Annotated in this window: 15 protein-coding genes and 1 tRNA gene; 9 read left to right on the top strand and 7 right to left on the bottom strand. The window is 59.3% G+C overall.

The genetic code is table 11. The features are described from left to right. Positions 1 to 72 precede the first annotated feature (72 nt). Entirely contained in the window at positions 73 to 1191 is a 1119-nt protein-coding gene (locus tag LDN84_RS21745) for an alkene reductase (protein WP_223905896.1), read from the top strand. A 35-nt stretch (positions 1192 to 1226) separates the two neighbouring features. On the opposite strand, the gene LDN84_RS21740 is transcribed toward LDN84_RS21745, so the two are convergent. Next, positions 1227 to 2120 carry a D-hexose-6-phosphate mutarotase gene (locus LDN84_RS21740; RefSeq protein ID WP_223905894.1) on the bottom strand — a complete coding sequence of 298 codons (894 nt, stop codon included), beginning with the start codon at positions 2118 to 2120 and terminating at the stop codon, positions 1227 to 1229. 155 nt (positions 2121 to 2275) lie between these two features. Here LDN84_RS21740 and otnI point away from each other — a divergent pair, with 155 nt between their 5' ends. Further along, positions 2276 to 3103 carry a 2-oxo-tetronate isomerase gene (gene otnI, locus LDN84_RS21735; protein WP_223905892.1) on the top strand — a complete coding sequence of 276 codons (828 nt, stop codon included), beginning with the start codon at positions 2276 to 2278 and terminating at the stop codon, positions 3101 to 3103. A gap of 248 nt (positions 3104 to 3351) precedes the next feature. After that, on the top strand, positions 3352 to 4674 hold the full coding sequence (locus tag LDN84_RS21730) for an enoyl ACP reductase FabMG family protein (protein WP_223905890.1): 1323 nt from the start codon (positions 3352 to 3354) through the stop codon (positions 4672 to 4674). A gap of 44 nt (positions 4675 to 4718) precedes the next feature. On the opposite strand, the gene LDN84_RS21725 is transcribed toward LDN84_RS21730, so the two are convergent. The 4 genes from LDN84_RS21725 to LDN84_RS21710 are packed head-to-tail and all read right to left on the bottom strand — an operon-like array spanning position 4719 to position 7938. Then, a complete protein-coding gene (locus LDN84_RS21725) occupies positions 4719 to 5270 on the bottom strand; it encodes a C40 family peptidase (protein WP_223905888.1) in 552 nt (183 codons plus the stop codon). Beyond that, a complete protein-coding gene (locus LDN84_RS21720) occupies positions 5270 to 6097 on the bottom strand; it encodes an ABC transporter permease (RefSeq protein WP_223905886.1) in 828 nt (275 codons plus the stop codon). Before LDN84_RS21720 ends, LDN84_RS21725 begins: the two co-directional genes overlap by 1 nt. Positions 6098 to 6101: 4 nt before the next feature. Continuing rightward, a complete protein-coding gene (locus tag LDN84_RS21715; RefSeq protein ID WP_223905884.1) occupies positions 6102 to 6911 on the bottom strand; it encodes an ABC transporter ATP-binding protein in 810 nt (269 codons plus the stop codon). A 1-nt stretch (position 6912) separates the two neighbouring features. After that, on the bottom strand, positions 6913 to 7938 hold the full coding sequence (locus LDN84_RS21710; RefSeq protein ID WP_223905882.1) for an ABC transporter substrate-binding protein: 1026 nt from the start codon (positions 7936 to 7938) through the stop codon (positions 6913 to 6915). Positions 7939 to 8180: 242 nt separating this feature from the next. Between LDN84_RS21710 and ubiU the strand changes: the two genes are divergently transcribed. The 6 genes from ubiU to LDN84_RS21680 all read left to right on the top strand — a co-directional run bounded on the left by ubiU (position 8181) and on the right by LDN84_RS21680 (position 13040). Then, entirely contained in the window at positions 8181 to 9179 is a 999-nt protein-coding gene (ubiU, locus tag LDN84_RS21705) for a ubiquinone anaerobic biosynthesis protein UbiU (RefSeq protein WP_223905880.1), read from the top strand. 73 nt (positions 9180 to 9252) lie between these two features. Next, the gene (ubiV, locus tag LDN84_RS21700) at positions 9253 to 10152 is read left to right on the top strand and encodes a ubiquinone anaerobic biosynthesis protein UbiV (protein WP_223905878.1); all 900 of its coding nucleotides are present in this window, start codon (positions 9253 to 9255) and stop codon (positions 10150 to 10152) included. Between the two features lie 24 nt (positions 10153 to 10176). Then, a complete protein-coding gene (ubiT, locus tag LDN84_RS21695; protein ID WP_276572408.1) occupies positions 10177 to 10671 on the top strand; it encodes a ubiquinone anaerobic biosynthesis accessory factor UbiT in 495 nt (164 codons plus the stop codon). Positions 10672 to 10683: 12 nt separating this feature from the next. Further along, on the top strand, positions 10684 to 11268 hold the full coding sequence (locus LDN84_RS21690; protein WP_223905876.1) for a UbiX family flavin prenyltransferase: 585 nt from the start codon (positions 10684 to 10686) through the stop codon (positions 11266 to 11268). A gap of 36 nt (positions 11269 to 11304) precedes the next feature. After that, positions 11305 to 12789 (top strand): 4-hydroxy-3-polyprenylbenzoate decarboxylase, encoded by a 1485-nt coding sequence (gene ubiD / locus LDN84_RS21685; RefSeq protein ID WP_223905874.1) that lies wholly within the window; start codon positions 11305 to 11307, stop codon positions 12787 to 12789. A 175-nt stretch (positions 12790 to 12964) separates the two neighbouring features. Then, a tRNA-Arg gene (locus LDN84_RS21680) sits at positions 12965 to 13040 on the top strand. Between the two features lie 309 nt (positions 13041 to 13349). On the opposite strand, the gene LDN84_RS21675 is transcribed toward LDN84_RS21680, so the two are convergent. Both LDN84_RS21675 and LDN84_RS21670 read right to left on the bottom strand, forming a co-directional pair. After that, complete coding sequence (locus tag LDN84_RS21675) at positions 13350 to 14177, bottom strand: helix-turn-helix domain-containing protein (protein WP_223905872.1); 828 nt, start codon at positions 14175 to 14177, stop codon at positions 13350 to 13352. Further along, complete coding sequence (locus LDN84_RS21670) at positions 14177 to 14731, bottom strand: YbhB/YbcL family Raf kinase inhibitor-like protein (RefSeq protein ID WP_223905869.1); 555 nt, start codon at positions 14729 to 14731, stop codon at positions 14177 to 14179. Before LDN84_RS21670 ends, LDN84_RS21675 begins: the two co-directional genes overlap by 1 nt. Positions 14732 to 14774 lie beyond the last annotated feature (43 nt).

Genomic DNA, 14774 nt, shown 5'->3' with positions numbered 1-14774 from the left:
AAAAATTAGTTGTTGTGCTGGTTTCGTTTCAACCTAAACTTGTTTCACAACACATTTGATATGAATCGTTTTATGCCTCACCGTACTTTTACCCTGTTTGATTCCGTCCAAGTGGGCGATATGGCCTTAGCCAACCGCATCGTCATGGCACCGCTGACGCGTAACCGTGCCCCCCATGCCTTGCCAAACGCGTTGATGGCCGAGTACTACGGCCAACGTGCCAGCGCCGGACTTTTAATCAGCGAAGCCACCGCCATCAGCCAGCAAGGCCAGGGTTATGCCGATGTGCCGGGCCTGTATGCCGAAGAACAAGTTGAAGGCTGGAAGCAGGTGACCCAGGCTGTGCACAAGGCTGGCGGCAAGATCGTTTGCCAGCTTTGGCATGTGGGCCGTGTCTCGCATACCAGCCTGCAACCGCATGGCGGTCAACCCGTAGCCCCTTCCGCTGTGGTTGCCAAGACCAAAACGGTCTTGATCCACAACGGGGTGCCCGAATTTGTGAACACGTCCGAGCCACGTGCGTTGCAAGCCTATGAGCTGCCCGACATCGTGCATGCTTATGTGGCAGCGGCGCGTAATGCGGTGCACACGGCCGGTTTTGACGGGGTGGAGATTCACGCTGCCAACGGCTATTTGCTCGACCAGTTTCTGAAAGCGGGCTCCAACCAGCGCCGTGACGACTTTGGTGGCAGCATTGAAAACCGCGCCCGCTTTGTGCTGGAGGTGGTGCGTGCGGTGACGGATGCAGTCGGTGCTGGCAAAGTGGGTATTCGCCTGTCGCCTGTCACCCCTGCCAATGACGCGTTTGACCCCGATCCGCAACCCCTGTTTGACTACCTGGTGCGTGAACTGGCCGCCTTCAACCTGGCTTATGTCCACATCATCGAAGGTGCGACCGGTGGCGAGCGTGAGCTGGCAGACCGTCCGTTTGACTACACCGGCCTGCGTCGGGCCTACCGTGCGGCTGCGGGCAAAGGTGCGTGGATGGTGAATAACGGCCTGAACAAGGATTTGGCCCAAGCCGCGCTGGCGGCCGATGCTGATCTGGTGGCCTTTGGCCGCCCCTTTATTGGCAACCCTGATTTGGTTGAGCGTCTGCGCAAAGGCAAGCCCTTGGCCGAGAGCGACCGCACCACCTGGTACGGCGGTGGAGCCAAGGGGTATACCGATTACCCGACACTGAAAGGCTAAGCGCTACCCTTTCCGCGGTGCAACGGGGGTGGCCATCAGGCCACGGAAATCCGGGCGGTGAGCGTGTGTATGCCCTGTGCTGCCAGCGTGATCTTGTCCGGCCCGGCGTTGCAGGTCTCTACGCACAACATGCGGCGGTGTTCACCCGCAGCCATGTCGGCAATGGATTTTTCGCGCTCGCTCCAGGGGTTCCAAACCACGGTGGAGGTACTGCCCTGTTTAGCCACGTGAATCTGGCGTTGTCCCGCGCGGTCGTCAATCACACATTCAGCGCTGGTGTTCACGTACACACGGTCGGTTTCAGCACTGAAGCTGACGACGCCGGTTTGGCTGCACTCGGCAAAGTTTTGAACTTTGTCCAGGTAGGTACAGCCTTCCAGCCCCCGTACTGTGGTCTGCGCAATATCTGCCACGCCAAAATAAGTGTGCAGGGCATCGGTGAGGGTGAAGGCCTGTGTGCCGGTGTTGCGCGTCACCAAGGCCATGGTGAGGGTTTGTCCCACGGTGACGATCAGCTCCAGGTCAAACGCATGATTCCACAGGGCGCGCGTTGATGCGTCATCGCTGATACCCAGGCGTAGCCTCACCTGGCCATCGGCATCCAGGGAGGTCTCCCGCATGTGCCACAGCCGGGTGCGGACAAAACCGTGGGCGGGCAGGCCGTCACGCGCCCCAAACCAGGGCCAACATACCGGCACACCACCGCGGACGGCTTGACCTGGCTCATAGCGGGCGGCTTGGGACACCCAGATCACCGGCTGCTGCCCGGCAGGTTGCCACGCCAGCACGTGGGCACCGTGCAAGGCCACATGGGCACGGGCCAATGGGGTCTGAATTTCAGCCACGGGCAGGCCCGCCGCATGGTTTGCAAAAAACAGTGTGTTGGTCAGGCCGAAGCGGCTGTTGAGGGTTTCAAGGCTTTGTGGCATGTGGTTGGTGATGAAATTATTTGCTATAAAAAAATGAAGCTGCTTGTGCAGATATATCAAGCACTGGAGCCTGATTTTGCATATAAAAATCAGCCTGTGCATGGCCCATGGGCTGTGCGACACTTTACGCTCTGCCCCATTCACTGCCACCAACCATGCCCCGCTTTGCTGCCAACCTGAGCTTTCTGTACCCTGATCTGCCGTTTTTGGAGCGTTTTGAGGCTGCTGCGCGTGATGGCTTCACGGCGGTGGAGTATTTGTTTCCCTATGCCTGGTCCAAGCAAGACCTCGCGGCGCGCTTGCGTGGCAACGGACTGCAGCAAGCGCTGTTTAATGCCCCGGCAGCGGGTGCAGACCTAGTCAGTGTGGGCCGTGCCTGGGACTCGGGTGCCCGGGGTGTGTTGTGTCTGGCTGAGCGGCAGGACGAGTTCCGTTATGGCATGGCACTCGCGCTGGACTATGCGGCTACCCTGGAATGCCCGCGTATTCACGTGATGGCTGGATTGCTGCCCAATGCGGTGTTGCGCGAGAGTCTGCTCCAGGCGGTTGCTGACAGATTGCGCTGGGCTTGCGCTCTGGCCGCCGAACAAGGGGTGACCCTGCTGATCGAGCCGATCAATCTGCGCGACATGCCTGGCTATTTTTTGAACCGGCAAGACCATGCGCATGAGATTCTGGATGCCGTGGCCGCTGCCAATTTGCAAGTGCAGATGGATCTGTACCACTGTCAGGTGCAAGAGGGTGACGTGGCCACCAAACTGCGCCGCTACCTGCCCACTGGCCGTGTCGGGCATCTGCAAATCGCGGGTGTGCCGGATCGCCAGGAGCCCGATGCGGGTGAGCTCAACTACCACTACCTGTTGGCCCTGCTGGATGAGCTGGGTTACAGCGGTTGGGTGGGCTGTGAATACCGCCCCCGGCTAGGTCTCCAACCGGGCGGCACCACTGCGGGGCTGGGTTGGCGGCAGCGTTGGTCATTTTGAGTGTTTCAGGCTTGTAGCCCTTTTTAATAAAGCGTAGATAGCTATGCTTTTAGAAGCAATTGGCTCAGGAGCCATACATCAGCAGATGATTGGCCCGATGACCTGTCAAGCCTTCGAGGCGAACAACGTGCTGCGACCTTGCAGCGCCACCAGCTTGGCAGCGTGGTTTGGGTCGATGCTCCGGTAAGCCTCACAAGTTTTGTTGGGGGCATGGAAACCCCAAATTCAAGGCGCGGGATAATGGCGCAATGACTATCTCTACACCTATCCCCCTGCATCAACTCCCGCAACAAAACCTATTTCGCCAAGGCGATGTGTTTGTGTTGTTTGGTGAATTGTTTGGACGTGGCTATGCCAATGGTCTCGTCAATCAAGCCCGCCAAGCGGGCATGGACATCATCGGCATCACTGTGGGGCGGCGCGACGACAACAACGCGCTGCGGCCCCTGAACGCTGAAGAATTGGCCACCGCTGAAAGCAGCCTGGGCGGCAAGATCATCAACGTGCCGCTGATGGCCGGTTTCGACCTGGATGCGCCAGCTGGTGAACCCACGCCGACCGATCTGCTCTCGGGCATGACGCTCAAGACCTGGATGGACGACAAGCTCGACTGGGCCCACATCGAAAAATGCCGGCAAGTCGGCATTCAGCGCTTCAAGGAGGGCGTGCGCGAGGTGATGGCCACGCTGGATGGCATGATTGGCGAGGGGCGCAATGTGTTTTTTGCCCACACCATGGCCGGCGGCATTCCCCGCGCCAAGGTGTTCCTGGCGATTGCCAACCGGGTGTACAAAGGGCGCGGGGAACGGTTTTTGTCGTCCGAGACCTTGCTGGGCAGTGATCTTGGCAAGCTGATCCTGCAAAACTTCGACGAAGTGTCGGCCAACACCTTTGCGCATCTGATCGAGGGCAGCCAGGCCATCCGCCAGCGTGTGGAACGCTCAGGGGGGCAAGTGCGCTATTCGGCTTATGGTTACCACGGCACCGAGATTTTGATGGGTGAGCATTACCAGTGGCAAACCTATACCAGCTATACGCAAGGCCGGGCCAAGATGAAGCTCGAAGCTATTGCCCAAGCGGCCTGGGCCGAGGGCGTGAAGGCGACGGTTTACAACTGCCCGGAAATTCGCACCAACTCGTCTGATATTTTTGTGGGGGTTGAGCTGCCGCTGATTTCGCTTCTGACGGCGCTCAAAAAAGAAAACGGTGGTGCATGGGCGCAAGCGCAGTGGCAAGCCTGTCAAGACCTTCTGGCTGACGGCCACACACTGGAAGCCGTTTTGCAGAAAGTGGCCGATTTCCATGGCAGCGAGGTGATGCAGGCCTTTCGTGATTTTGCCGCCTGGCCCATGCCCAACAGCCAGGCGTTGGCTGACCTGATGATTCCCACGTCGGATGCCATTGTGCAGATGCACAAAGAACGCACCGGCCTGATCACCGACCTGTTGAGCAGCCTGGTGATCGAAGCCACAGGCCCGCTGATCTTCTTGGAGTCATCGGCACCCACAGGGCCGGTGTTGTGGCTCAACCACGACATCATTGCCCGGCAGTTGAATCAGCTGCATGCCTGAAAACAGGTGACCAAGCCCTGCGCGTCCTGGTGACTCAAGGCGCATCAGGGTCTTTTGAAACGGGGTTTTTGCGCCAGCCAGTGGCGCGCATCCAGTGACTCCAGCCGCACCATACCGCCTGTGGAGGGCGCATGCACAAAACGGTCACCGCCGACATAAATACCGGCGTGGTTGGCCAGAGTGGATTTGCCAAACAGCACCAAATCACCGGCGCGTAATTGGTTTTTGGGCACACTTTGACCCCAAAACGTCAGATCTGCGGTGGTGCGGGGCGGTGTGATGGATGCGCGGGTTTGGTAGACGTAGTTGATCAAGCCGCTGCAATCAAAGCCGGTTTCCGGTGTATTGGCACCATAACGGTAGGGTGTCCCCACCAGGCCAAGCGCCGCCAGCGTCACATCGTTGGCCTGTTCGGGGGATAACCGCCCGGTGACCGGCGTGACGATGTCAGTGTTGAGCGAACTGTCTGATGGGAAGGGTGCCCGGACTGGCGCGCTACCACAAGCAACCAGGATGCTCACAGCCCAAGTCAAACCCAGCCCATACAGCACTGGCCTGATTCTGGGGCTGAAAAACTGCAGGTTGGGGTAAGGCATCACAGCTTTTCCGTTTCACCTGATTTGGGACTCCAGGTCATCAAGCGACGTTCCACACGGCCGACCAGACTATCCAGTACCAACGCAAACACCGTGAGCACCACAATACCGGCCATCACGGTGTTGATGTCAAAACTGCCCTCGGCCTGCAGGATGAGGTAGCCCACGCCTTGGCTGGAGCCCAGGTATTCACCCACCACCGCACCGACAAACGCCAGCCCGACCGAGGTGTGTAAGGAGCTGAACACCCAGCTGGTCGCACTGGGCAGGTAGACATAACGTAGCAGCTGGCGTTGATCGGCCCCCAACATGCGGGCGTTGGCCAGCACCACCGGGCTGACTTCTTTCACGCCTTGGTAGACGTTGAAAAATACGATGAAAAACACCAGTGTCACACCCAGCGCCACCTTGGAGCCCATGCCCAAGCCAAACCAGACCGAAAAAATGGGGGCCAAAATGATCCGTGGCATGGCGTTCATGGCCTTGATGTAGGGCTCCAAAATGGCGGAGGCCATCGGGGCCAGTGCCAGCCACAAGCCGCCGGCCAAGCCCAGGCCGGAACCGATGGCAAAGGCCATCAGGGTTTCGGCCAGCGTCACCCCCAAGTGTTGATAGATGTCGGCATCGGTGACGAACCAAGCCCACACGCGGGCACCCATTTTGAGAGGTTCGCCAAAGAAAAACGCCGCCTGGGTGTCGTTGTCGAACATCATGGGCGGGATCAGGCCAGGGGTGGTCATGACATGCCAGAACACAAACAGCAATACCAGCAGGCTGATTTGCCACAGCCACAGATTACCGCCGTGCGGTTTGATCAGCTTCCACATCGGTTCACGCCACTTTCAGTTGTTGTTGGTAGCCCTTGAGCACCTCTTCGCGTAGCACTGCCCAGATGGCGGCGTGTAATTCCAGAAAGCGCGAGGTGGTTTTGATCTCCGCCACATCACGTGGGCGTTCGATATCGATGGTGAAGTCGCCCATTGGGCGACTGCCCGGCCCGGCACTCATCACCACCACGCGGTCACTCAGGGCAATGGCTTCGTCCAGGTCATGGGTGATGAACAGCACGGCTTTTTTCTTGGCTTGCCAGATGTCGAGCAACTCGTTTTCCATCAGCTGGCGGGTCTGGATGTCGAGGGCCGAGAACGGCTCGTCCATCAGGATGATGTCGGGGTCCAGTACCAGGGTTTGCGCCAGACTCACGCGCTTGCGCATGCCACCGCTCATCTGGTGCGGGTAGCGGTCGCCAAAACCACCCAGACCGACGCGGCGCAGCCACTCATTGGCCTGGATTGCGGCCTGCTCTTCTGGCACGCCGCGAAACTGCAGCCCGGCAGACACATTGGCCAGTGCGGTCCGCCAGGGCATCAGGCTTTCGGCCTGAAACATGTAACCGGCGCGTTTGTTGATGCCTTGCAAAGGCTGGCCAAATACCTTGACCGAACCGGTGCTGGGGGCCAGCAAGCCTGCGGCCACGTTCAATAAAGTGCTTTTGCCGCAACCGGTCGGCCCGACCACACTGACGAACTCGCCCGCGCCCACCATCAGGTTCACATCTTTGACCGCCGTGTAGCGTTGACCGGGTTGGTCTTTGCTGACGAAAGTGCAGGCCACGCCCTGCAAGTTAAGCGCAACCGTCATGTCAGCCCTTTGGGTACTTGGCGTTGGCTTTTTTGACAAAGTCGTTGGTGTAAACGGCGGTCAGGTCGAGCTTGGCTGCACCCAGTTTGGCATCCACACTGGCCAGCGCCTTGAAGGCGGTTTGCGCGCCTTTGTCGGGGATCATGCCGTCAGCTGACAAGGAGCCCTTGGCCGCCAGGAAGGCATCAATGTACACGGCGCGGTCACCCAGCAGATAACTTTCGGGAACTGCCTTGATGATCTCGGCAGCACCGGCTTTCTGAATCCACTTGTCGGCACGCACCATGGCGTTGGTGAGGGCCTGAACTGTCGCAGGATTCTTGTCCAGAAACGGTTGGGGTGCATACAGGCAACCGGCAGGCATGGGGCCACCAAAGACCTTTTCAGACTCGGCCATGACGCGGGTGTCCGAGGCGATTTTGAGGTCACCAGAGCGCAGCAGCAAGGTGATGACCGGGTCGAGGTTGCTCATGGCATCAATCTGACCCGAGCGCATGGCGGCCACGGCACCGTTGCCAGTGCCCACACCGATGATGCTGACATCGCTGGGCTTGAGGCCCACCTTGGCCAGCAGGAAGTTGACCATGACGTTGGTCGAGCTACCGGGTGCTGAAACACCAATTTTTTTGCCCTTGAGATCAGCTATCCCCTTGAAGTTGGGCATGGTCTTGGGGTTGATGCCCAAGACGATCTGCGGCGTGGCACCCTGCAACACAAAAGCCCGCAAAGCCTGGCCCTTGAACTGCATGTTGATGGTGTGTTCAAACGCGCCCGACACCACATCGGCACTGCCGCCCACCACGGCCTGCAGCGCTTTGGAGCCACCAGCAAAGTCGACGATGGTTACATCCAGCCCCTCGGCCTTGAAATAACTTAATTGCTCGGCAATGGTCAGCGGCAGGTAGTACAGCAGGTTCTTGCCACCTACGGCAATGGTGACCTTGGGCTTCTCCAGTGCTTGGGCCAGTGCCCAGTGGGGCAGGGCAGCAGCGGCCAGGCCGCCAGCAATCAGGTGTCGTCTTTGCATGGTTTGTTCTCCGGTTGAGTCAAGCAGGGCATCTGAATGCACCCTGTCAGTCTCAAATCATACTTCGCTGTCGGATGTGTTTTTTGTAAGTTCGTTGACCTACATCATTTACCTGATCGCATGGTGTGGTTAACCTCTGCGGCTTGACTTTGTGAGCGCCCAACACGGCGCTTGTTTCAGGCACCATGAATTCAGCAGCTTCTTCTCTTACTCCATCCCCTAACGCGAATGTCGTTTCGCGTATGGAACTGGTCTGCCCGGCGGGTAGTTTGCCTGCGCTCAAGGCAGCCATTGACCACGGCGCAGATTGTGTCTATCTGGGCTTTCGTGATGCCACCAACGCGCGCAATTTTGCCGGGCTGAACTTTGACGAAGCCGCCATTGAGGCTGGCATTCGCTACGCGCATGACCGGGGTCGCAAGGTGTTTGTGGCGCTCAACACTTACCCACAAGCCACCAAGGCCGAGTTGTGGCAACGCGCCATTGACCGGGCTGCTCATAGCGGGGTCGATGCGGTCATTTTGGCTGACCCCGGCATGATGGCCTACGCTGTCAAACACCAGCCCCAGTTGCGCCTGCACTTGTCGGTGCAAGGTTCGGCCACCAATTACGAGGCGCTGGATTTTTATTACCAGCACTTTGGCATTGCCCGTGCGGTGTTGCCACGGGTGCTGTCGCTGGTGCAGGTGCAGCAGGTGCTGGAAAAATCCCCGGTTGAAATCGAAGTGTTTGGCTTTGGCAGCCTGTGTGTGATGGTGGAGGGGCGATGCGCCCTGTCCAGCTACGTGACCGGTGAAGCGCCTAACACCAACGGGGTGTGCTCGCCGCCCAAAGCGGTGCGCTGGGTCGAGACCCCGAAGGGCCGCGAGTCACGTCTGAACGGCGTGCTGATTGACCGCTACGCCCCTGGCGAAAACGCCGGTTACCCAACGCTGTGCAAAGGTCGTTTTGACGTGGGTGATGACCACAACTACTACGCCATTGAAGAGCCCACCAGCCTCAACACCTTGTCGCTGTTGCCGGATTTGATGAAGATAGGTGTCAGCGCCATCAAGATCGAAGGCCGCCAGCGCAGCCCGGCCTATGTGGCCCAGGTCACCAAAGTGTGGCGCTCCGCCATAGACAGTTGCCGCGACAATCCGCACCGTTACAGTGCCAAACCGATCTGGATCAGTGAGCTGGACAAAGTGGCCGAAGGCCAGCAGCACACGCTGGGTGCCTACCACAGGCCATGGAAATGAAGAAAGCACAAAAAGCCGCCCCAGCGCTGCTGTGCCGACTTGGTGAGCGTCTATTGGAAATTCAATCTACAAAATGAAATTAGCTCTTGGCCCCATCCTCTACTACTGGCCGCGCGACGACGTGCTGGCGTTTTACGAAGCTGTGGCAGCCAGCCCGGTGGACATCGTTTACCTGGGTGAGGCGGTGTGCTCACGCCGCCACGAGGTGCGCTTGAACGATTGGCTGGACATTGCCCAGGTCTTGCGCGAGGCCGGTAAAGAAGTGCTGCTCTCGACCCAGGTGCTGATTGAGTCCGGTGCGGATGTCACAACGCTGCACAAGATCACCGCCAACGGCACATTCATGGTCGAAGCCAATGACATGGGCGCGGTGCATTGCCTGGAAGGCAAAGTACCCTTTGTGGCCGGGCCACACCTGAACATTTACAACCTGCCGACGCTGCAATGGCTGGCCCCACTAGGCCTCCACCGTTGGGTCATGCCGCTGGAAATGAGCCGCGCTGATCTGGCGGTGATGCAACACGGCCGCCCCGCAGGCTTGCAGACCGAGGTGTTTGCTTATGGTCGGATGCCGTTGGCGTTTTCAGCGCGTTGTTTCACTGCGCGCCACTGCAACCTGCCCAAGGACGATTGCCAGTTCAAATGTCTGGAACACCCTGACGGCTTGTTGATGCGCACCCAGGAAAACGAAGAATTTTTGGTGCTCAACGGCATCCAGACCCAATCGGCTCGTGTGCAGAATCTGCTGCCTGAACTGACCACCATGTTGTCCATGGGGGTGGACGTGGCACGTATCAGTCCGCAGGCGCAGCACACGGTGCGTATCCTTGAATTGTTTGATGGGGTGATCCAGGGCCGTCTGGATGCCACCACGGCCAATGCCGAGTTGCTCACGCTGATGCCCGAAAAACCCTGCAACGGCTACTGGTACGGTAAACCCGGGCTGGAGCAACTGGTGCCCGAGACGGTTTAGCCCCAGCTTTGAAAAGGAATCACCATGCCAACTCCTCCCTATGTCATTCCCAAACCGGTAGGTCAGTTGCTGGGCCGCCTGCCTGCGCTCCCTGGCTCGATGCTGTTTGTTACAGGGCTGAATGTGGCGCTGAGCCAGAAGTTGAATGCCGATGTGACGCAGATGTTGACCGGCAAAAAGCTGCGCCTGCGGGTGCTCGATGCCCAGTGGGCGTTTGATTTTGAATGGAAAAACGGCCGTTTTGTGGCCTGCCAAAACACCAGCGCAGCCGATTTGACGCTGAGCGCCAGTGCGCATGACTATGTGCAACTGGCCCGCCGCCTGGAAGACCCTGACACCTTGTTTTTCAATCGCCGTCTGGCCATGGAGGGCGACACCGAGTTGGGCCTGTTGGTGAAAAACACCATTGATGCCATTGAATTACCGGTGTTCAACCTGGCGCAGTTGCACCCTCGCCATGTGCTGGCGCAAGCCCGCGAGCATTTCAAGGCGCGGCTGGGCAGCCTGAAGCCGCGTTAAGGACAGCGCACCATGCCTCTGTCTCAGCCCAAACGCATCATCGTCGCCATTTCCGGGGCCAGCGGTGCGGTGTATGGCGTACGCCTGCTGGAAGTTTTGCGTGGCATTGAGCACGTGCGTACCCATTTGGTAGTGTCTGGTGCCGGTTGGTTGAATGTGCAGCAAGAGTTGGACATGACGCTTGATTATCTGGAAGATCTGGCCGATGTGGTTCACCCGATTGACGAAGTTGGTGCCACCATTGCCAGCGGCTCATTCCTGTGCGACGGCATGGTGATTGCACCGTGCTCCATGCGCACGCTGGCAGCGGTGGCCCACGGCCTGTCAGACAATCTGATCACCCGTGCCGCAGATGTGATGCTTAAGGAGCGTCGCAGGTTGATCTTGATGGTGCGCGAAACCCCGCTGAACCTGGCCCACTTGCGCAACATGACCAGCGTCACCGAAATGGGCGGTCTCATCTTTCCTCCGGTACCCAGCTTCTACCATCGTCCTCAGACGTTGAATGAGATGATTGATCACACCGTGAGCCGGGTCATGGATTTGCTCGGTTTACCGCAAGCCGGGGTGTCGCGCTGGGTTGGACTGACTCCGTAATGGGGCAGCCCCACTTATTCTTCCGAGAGCAACTCTGTGGCTTATCGCGATCTGCGTGAATTCATGGTCCAGCTGGAGCGCTTGGGCGAACTCAAGCGTGTGCAGGCTAAGGTTTCCCCCCATTTGGAAATGACCGCCCTGTGTGACAAGGTGCTGCGCGCGGGCGGCCCGGCCCTGCTGTTTGAGCACCCTACCGGCCACACCATCCCGGTGCTGGGCAACCTGTTCGGCACCACCCGGCGCGTCGCTCTGGGCATGGGGGTGAAAGATGTGAGCGAGCTGCGCCAGTTTGGCCATGTGTTGGCCACGCTCAAGGAGCCCGAGGCGCCCAAAGGCTTCAAGGAACTGATCGGTATGGGCAGCCTGGTCAAAACCCTGTGGAGTATGGCCCCCAAAGAACTCAGCAGCGCGCCTTGCCAGGAAGTCGTTTGGGAAGGTGCCGACGTGGATCTGGCGCGCCTGCCGATCCAGCATTGCTGGCCCGGCGACGTAGCCCCCCTCATCACCTGGGGTCTGGTGATTACGAAAGGACCGCACAAGGCGCGGCAAAACCTGGGCATCTACCGCCAGCAGGTGCTGGCCCGCAACAAAGTCATCATGCGCTGGCTGCCGCATCGCGGTGGCGCGCTGGATTTTCGTGACCACGCCCAGCAAAACCCCGGCCAAGCCTACCCGGTGTGTGTGGCGCTTGGCGCTGACCCGGCCACGATTCTGGGCGCAGTCACCCCCGTGCCCGACAGTTTGAGCGAATACCAGTTTGCCGGGCTGTTGCGCGGCAGCCGCACCGAGCTGGTCAAGGCCTTGGGCAGTGAATTGCGTGTGCCAGCTTTTGCCGAGATCGTGCTCGAAGGCCACATCCTCCCCGATGCCACTCACAAGAGCGGCTTCGAGCACGCTCTGGAGGGCCCGTTTGGTGACCACACCGGTTATTACAACGAGCAGGCCGAGTTTCCGGTGTTCACCATCGAGCGCATCACCCAGCGCCGCGAACCCATCTACCACTCCACCTACACCGGCAGGCCACCCGATGAGCCCGCCATGCTGGCGCTGGCCTTAAACGAGCTGTTTGTGCCGCTGCTGCAACGCCAGTACCCCGAGATCACCGACTTCTACCTTCCCGCCGAAGGCTGCAGTTACCGCATGGCGGTGGTCAGCATCCGAAAAGCCTACCCCGGCCACGCCCGCCGGGTGATGTTTGGTATCTGGAGCTTTCTGCGCCAGTTCATGTACACCAAGTTCATCGTGGTGGTGGACGATGACGTGAATGTGCGCGACTGGGCTGACGTGATCTGGGCCATCACCACTCGCGTCGATCCTACCCGCGACACGCTGCTGGCCGACAACACGCCGATCGATTACCTCGACTTTGCCTCACCGGTGAGTGGTCTGGGCAGCAAGATGGGGCTGGATGCAACGAACAAATGGCCTGGGGAGACAACTCGGGAATGGGGTAAGCCCTTGACCATGAGTGCGGAGGTGACGGCGCGGGTGGAGCAGGTTTGGCAGACGTTGGGGTTATAAGAAAAATTGCGTTTTAGGGCTTATTGAGGAGTCTGTCGGACTTGGTAATGAATGACTTCAACGACGAAACACGTCAGATGATCTTGAGTGCGCCAGTCATCTGCAGACGGTGCGACAGGGGGGCGGTTTTTCGGACCATGGGTCTGTGCGAGAATGCGGGTCTGTTCAGACAGATGCGGCTGTAGCTCAGTGGATAGAGTATTGGCCTCCGAAGCCAAGGGTCGTGGGTTCGATCCCCGCCAGCCGCACCAGTTATGTATTTGATGCTATAAATTTGGATTTTCATAGTCTCATTTCATATCGGATCAATCGTCAAAACAGAGGTCGTACCCAAAAGCGACTGGTAGTTAATCCAAAAAACTGACATCTTGCGACCCACGATTTTTCTATCGAGGTTAGTTTGAAGATTGGGACATTGGGTCCATCGTATGTCGAAAATTGGCTGGTTGTTGTTAGCCATCCACAGCCCTTGTCCATTGGGCAAATTCCCCTGCTAACTTGTGGCATCTGTGTAGCTTTCCCCCAAAAGGTTGCCTAGAGCACGTCTATGGGTGATCCATTCAATGAGCAGGATCTTGTGCGGTGCCCTTGCGCCGAATCGCTGAGGGTGAAAAGTCGAAACGCTGGCGAAACCGTGCCGCAAAGTGCGACGGCGTCTGGTAGCCGCAGCTCAGCGCAATCTGCGTCACCGGTTGCGCGGTGGAAAGCAGCAAGCCCAGGGCAGAAGACAGACGTGTGTCACTCAGGATGTCGCTCAGGCAAGCCCCCTCGTCGGCCAGCTTGCGGCGCAAGCTGGCCTCGCTCATGGCAAAGCTTGTGGCCACATCGGCAGCAGACCATTCCCGCGCCAGATCCTGGCTGATCAGCCGCCGCACTTTGGCGCTGAGCGTCAGCGGCTCAGACGGCTCAAAGCGCCCGCCATGCAGGGCCAGCCACTGCAACATTTCAGCCAAGCGGTGGCGGGCAATCTCTGCAGGAAGGCCCGGGTCTTCCACCGCTTGCAGGGCTCGCTGGAAGGCTTCGGTAAATTCACCACCGGTAGCCACAATCGGCAGCGCATGGCGGATCACCGGCTGGGCCGGGTTCTGCTGCGCATGGGCGGCGATCAGTGCCGGGTCCCAGGCCAGCCAGCGTGCCCGGTAGGCCCCGTTCGGTGCCATGCGGTTGATGATGTCGACCGACTGCCCCGCCGCCAGGGCCAGCGCTTCACCGGCCCGCATGTGGACCTCGCCGTGCGCCCAGCGCAGGGTCTTGATGCCTTGCAACACCAGAATCAGCACCGGCTGGTCCACCACCAGCCGTTTGAATTCCAGCTCCTGGCGCTGCAAGATGCCCGCGCTGCTGCCCACGCCGGGGCGCTGGATGATGCGCGGTTCGGTGGCCGACATCAGCGCCCCGCCAGTACCGTGGTACTGGCCTTGCCCAGGCCGTTGACGTAGCTCATGAAGCCCACCAGTGCGGGTGAGGCGCTCGCTGGCAGCTCAAGCTTGTCCACTTTCAGGGCGTGCACGGTGATCACGTAGCGGTGGGTTTGCCCCACTGGCGGGCAGGCCCCCAGGTAACCGGCCTGGCCGCCATCGTGCTTGAACTGCACCGCGCCTGCGGGCAGTTTGCCGGGTTCGCTGCCTGCGCCCAAGGCGAGCTCATGCACGCTGGCGGGCAAGTCAGCAAGCACCCAGTGCCACCAGCCCGAGCCGGTCGGGGCATCCGGGTCATACACGGTGACGACAAAGCTTTTGGTGTCTGCCGGTGCGCCTTGCCAGCGGATGTGCGGCGACACATTGCCCCCCTGGCAGCCAAAACCGTTGGCAAATTGGGCATTGGGAAAACGGCCATCAAGCTGGCTGTCGGTCTCCACCTTGAAGTCGGCGGCCTGGGCGCTCAGACTGGCCGACAGCGCCAGACCGGCGATCAAGGTGTGGCAGAGGGATACGATTTTCATGAGTTCAACCTTGTGAAATGAAGAAGGTTTCATTGTGCTGAGG

Origin of the sequence: Rhodoferax lithotrophicus, assembly GCF_019973615.1 — a bacterium.
GTDB classification, from domain to species: Bacteria; Pseudomonadota; Gammaproteobacteria; order Burkholderiales; family Burkholderiaceae_C; genus Rhodoferax; species Rhodoferax lithotrophicus.
This window is presented reverse-complemented; position numbering and strand designations above follow the sequence as displayed.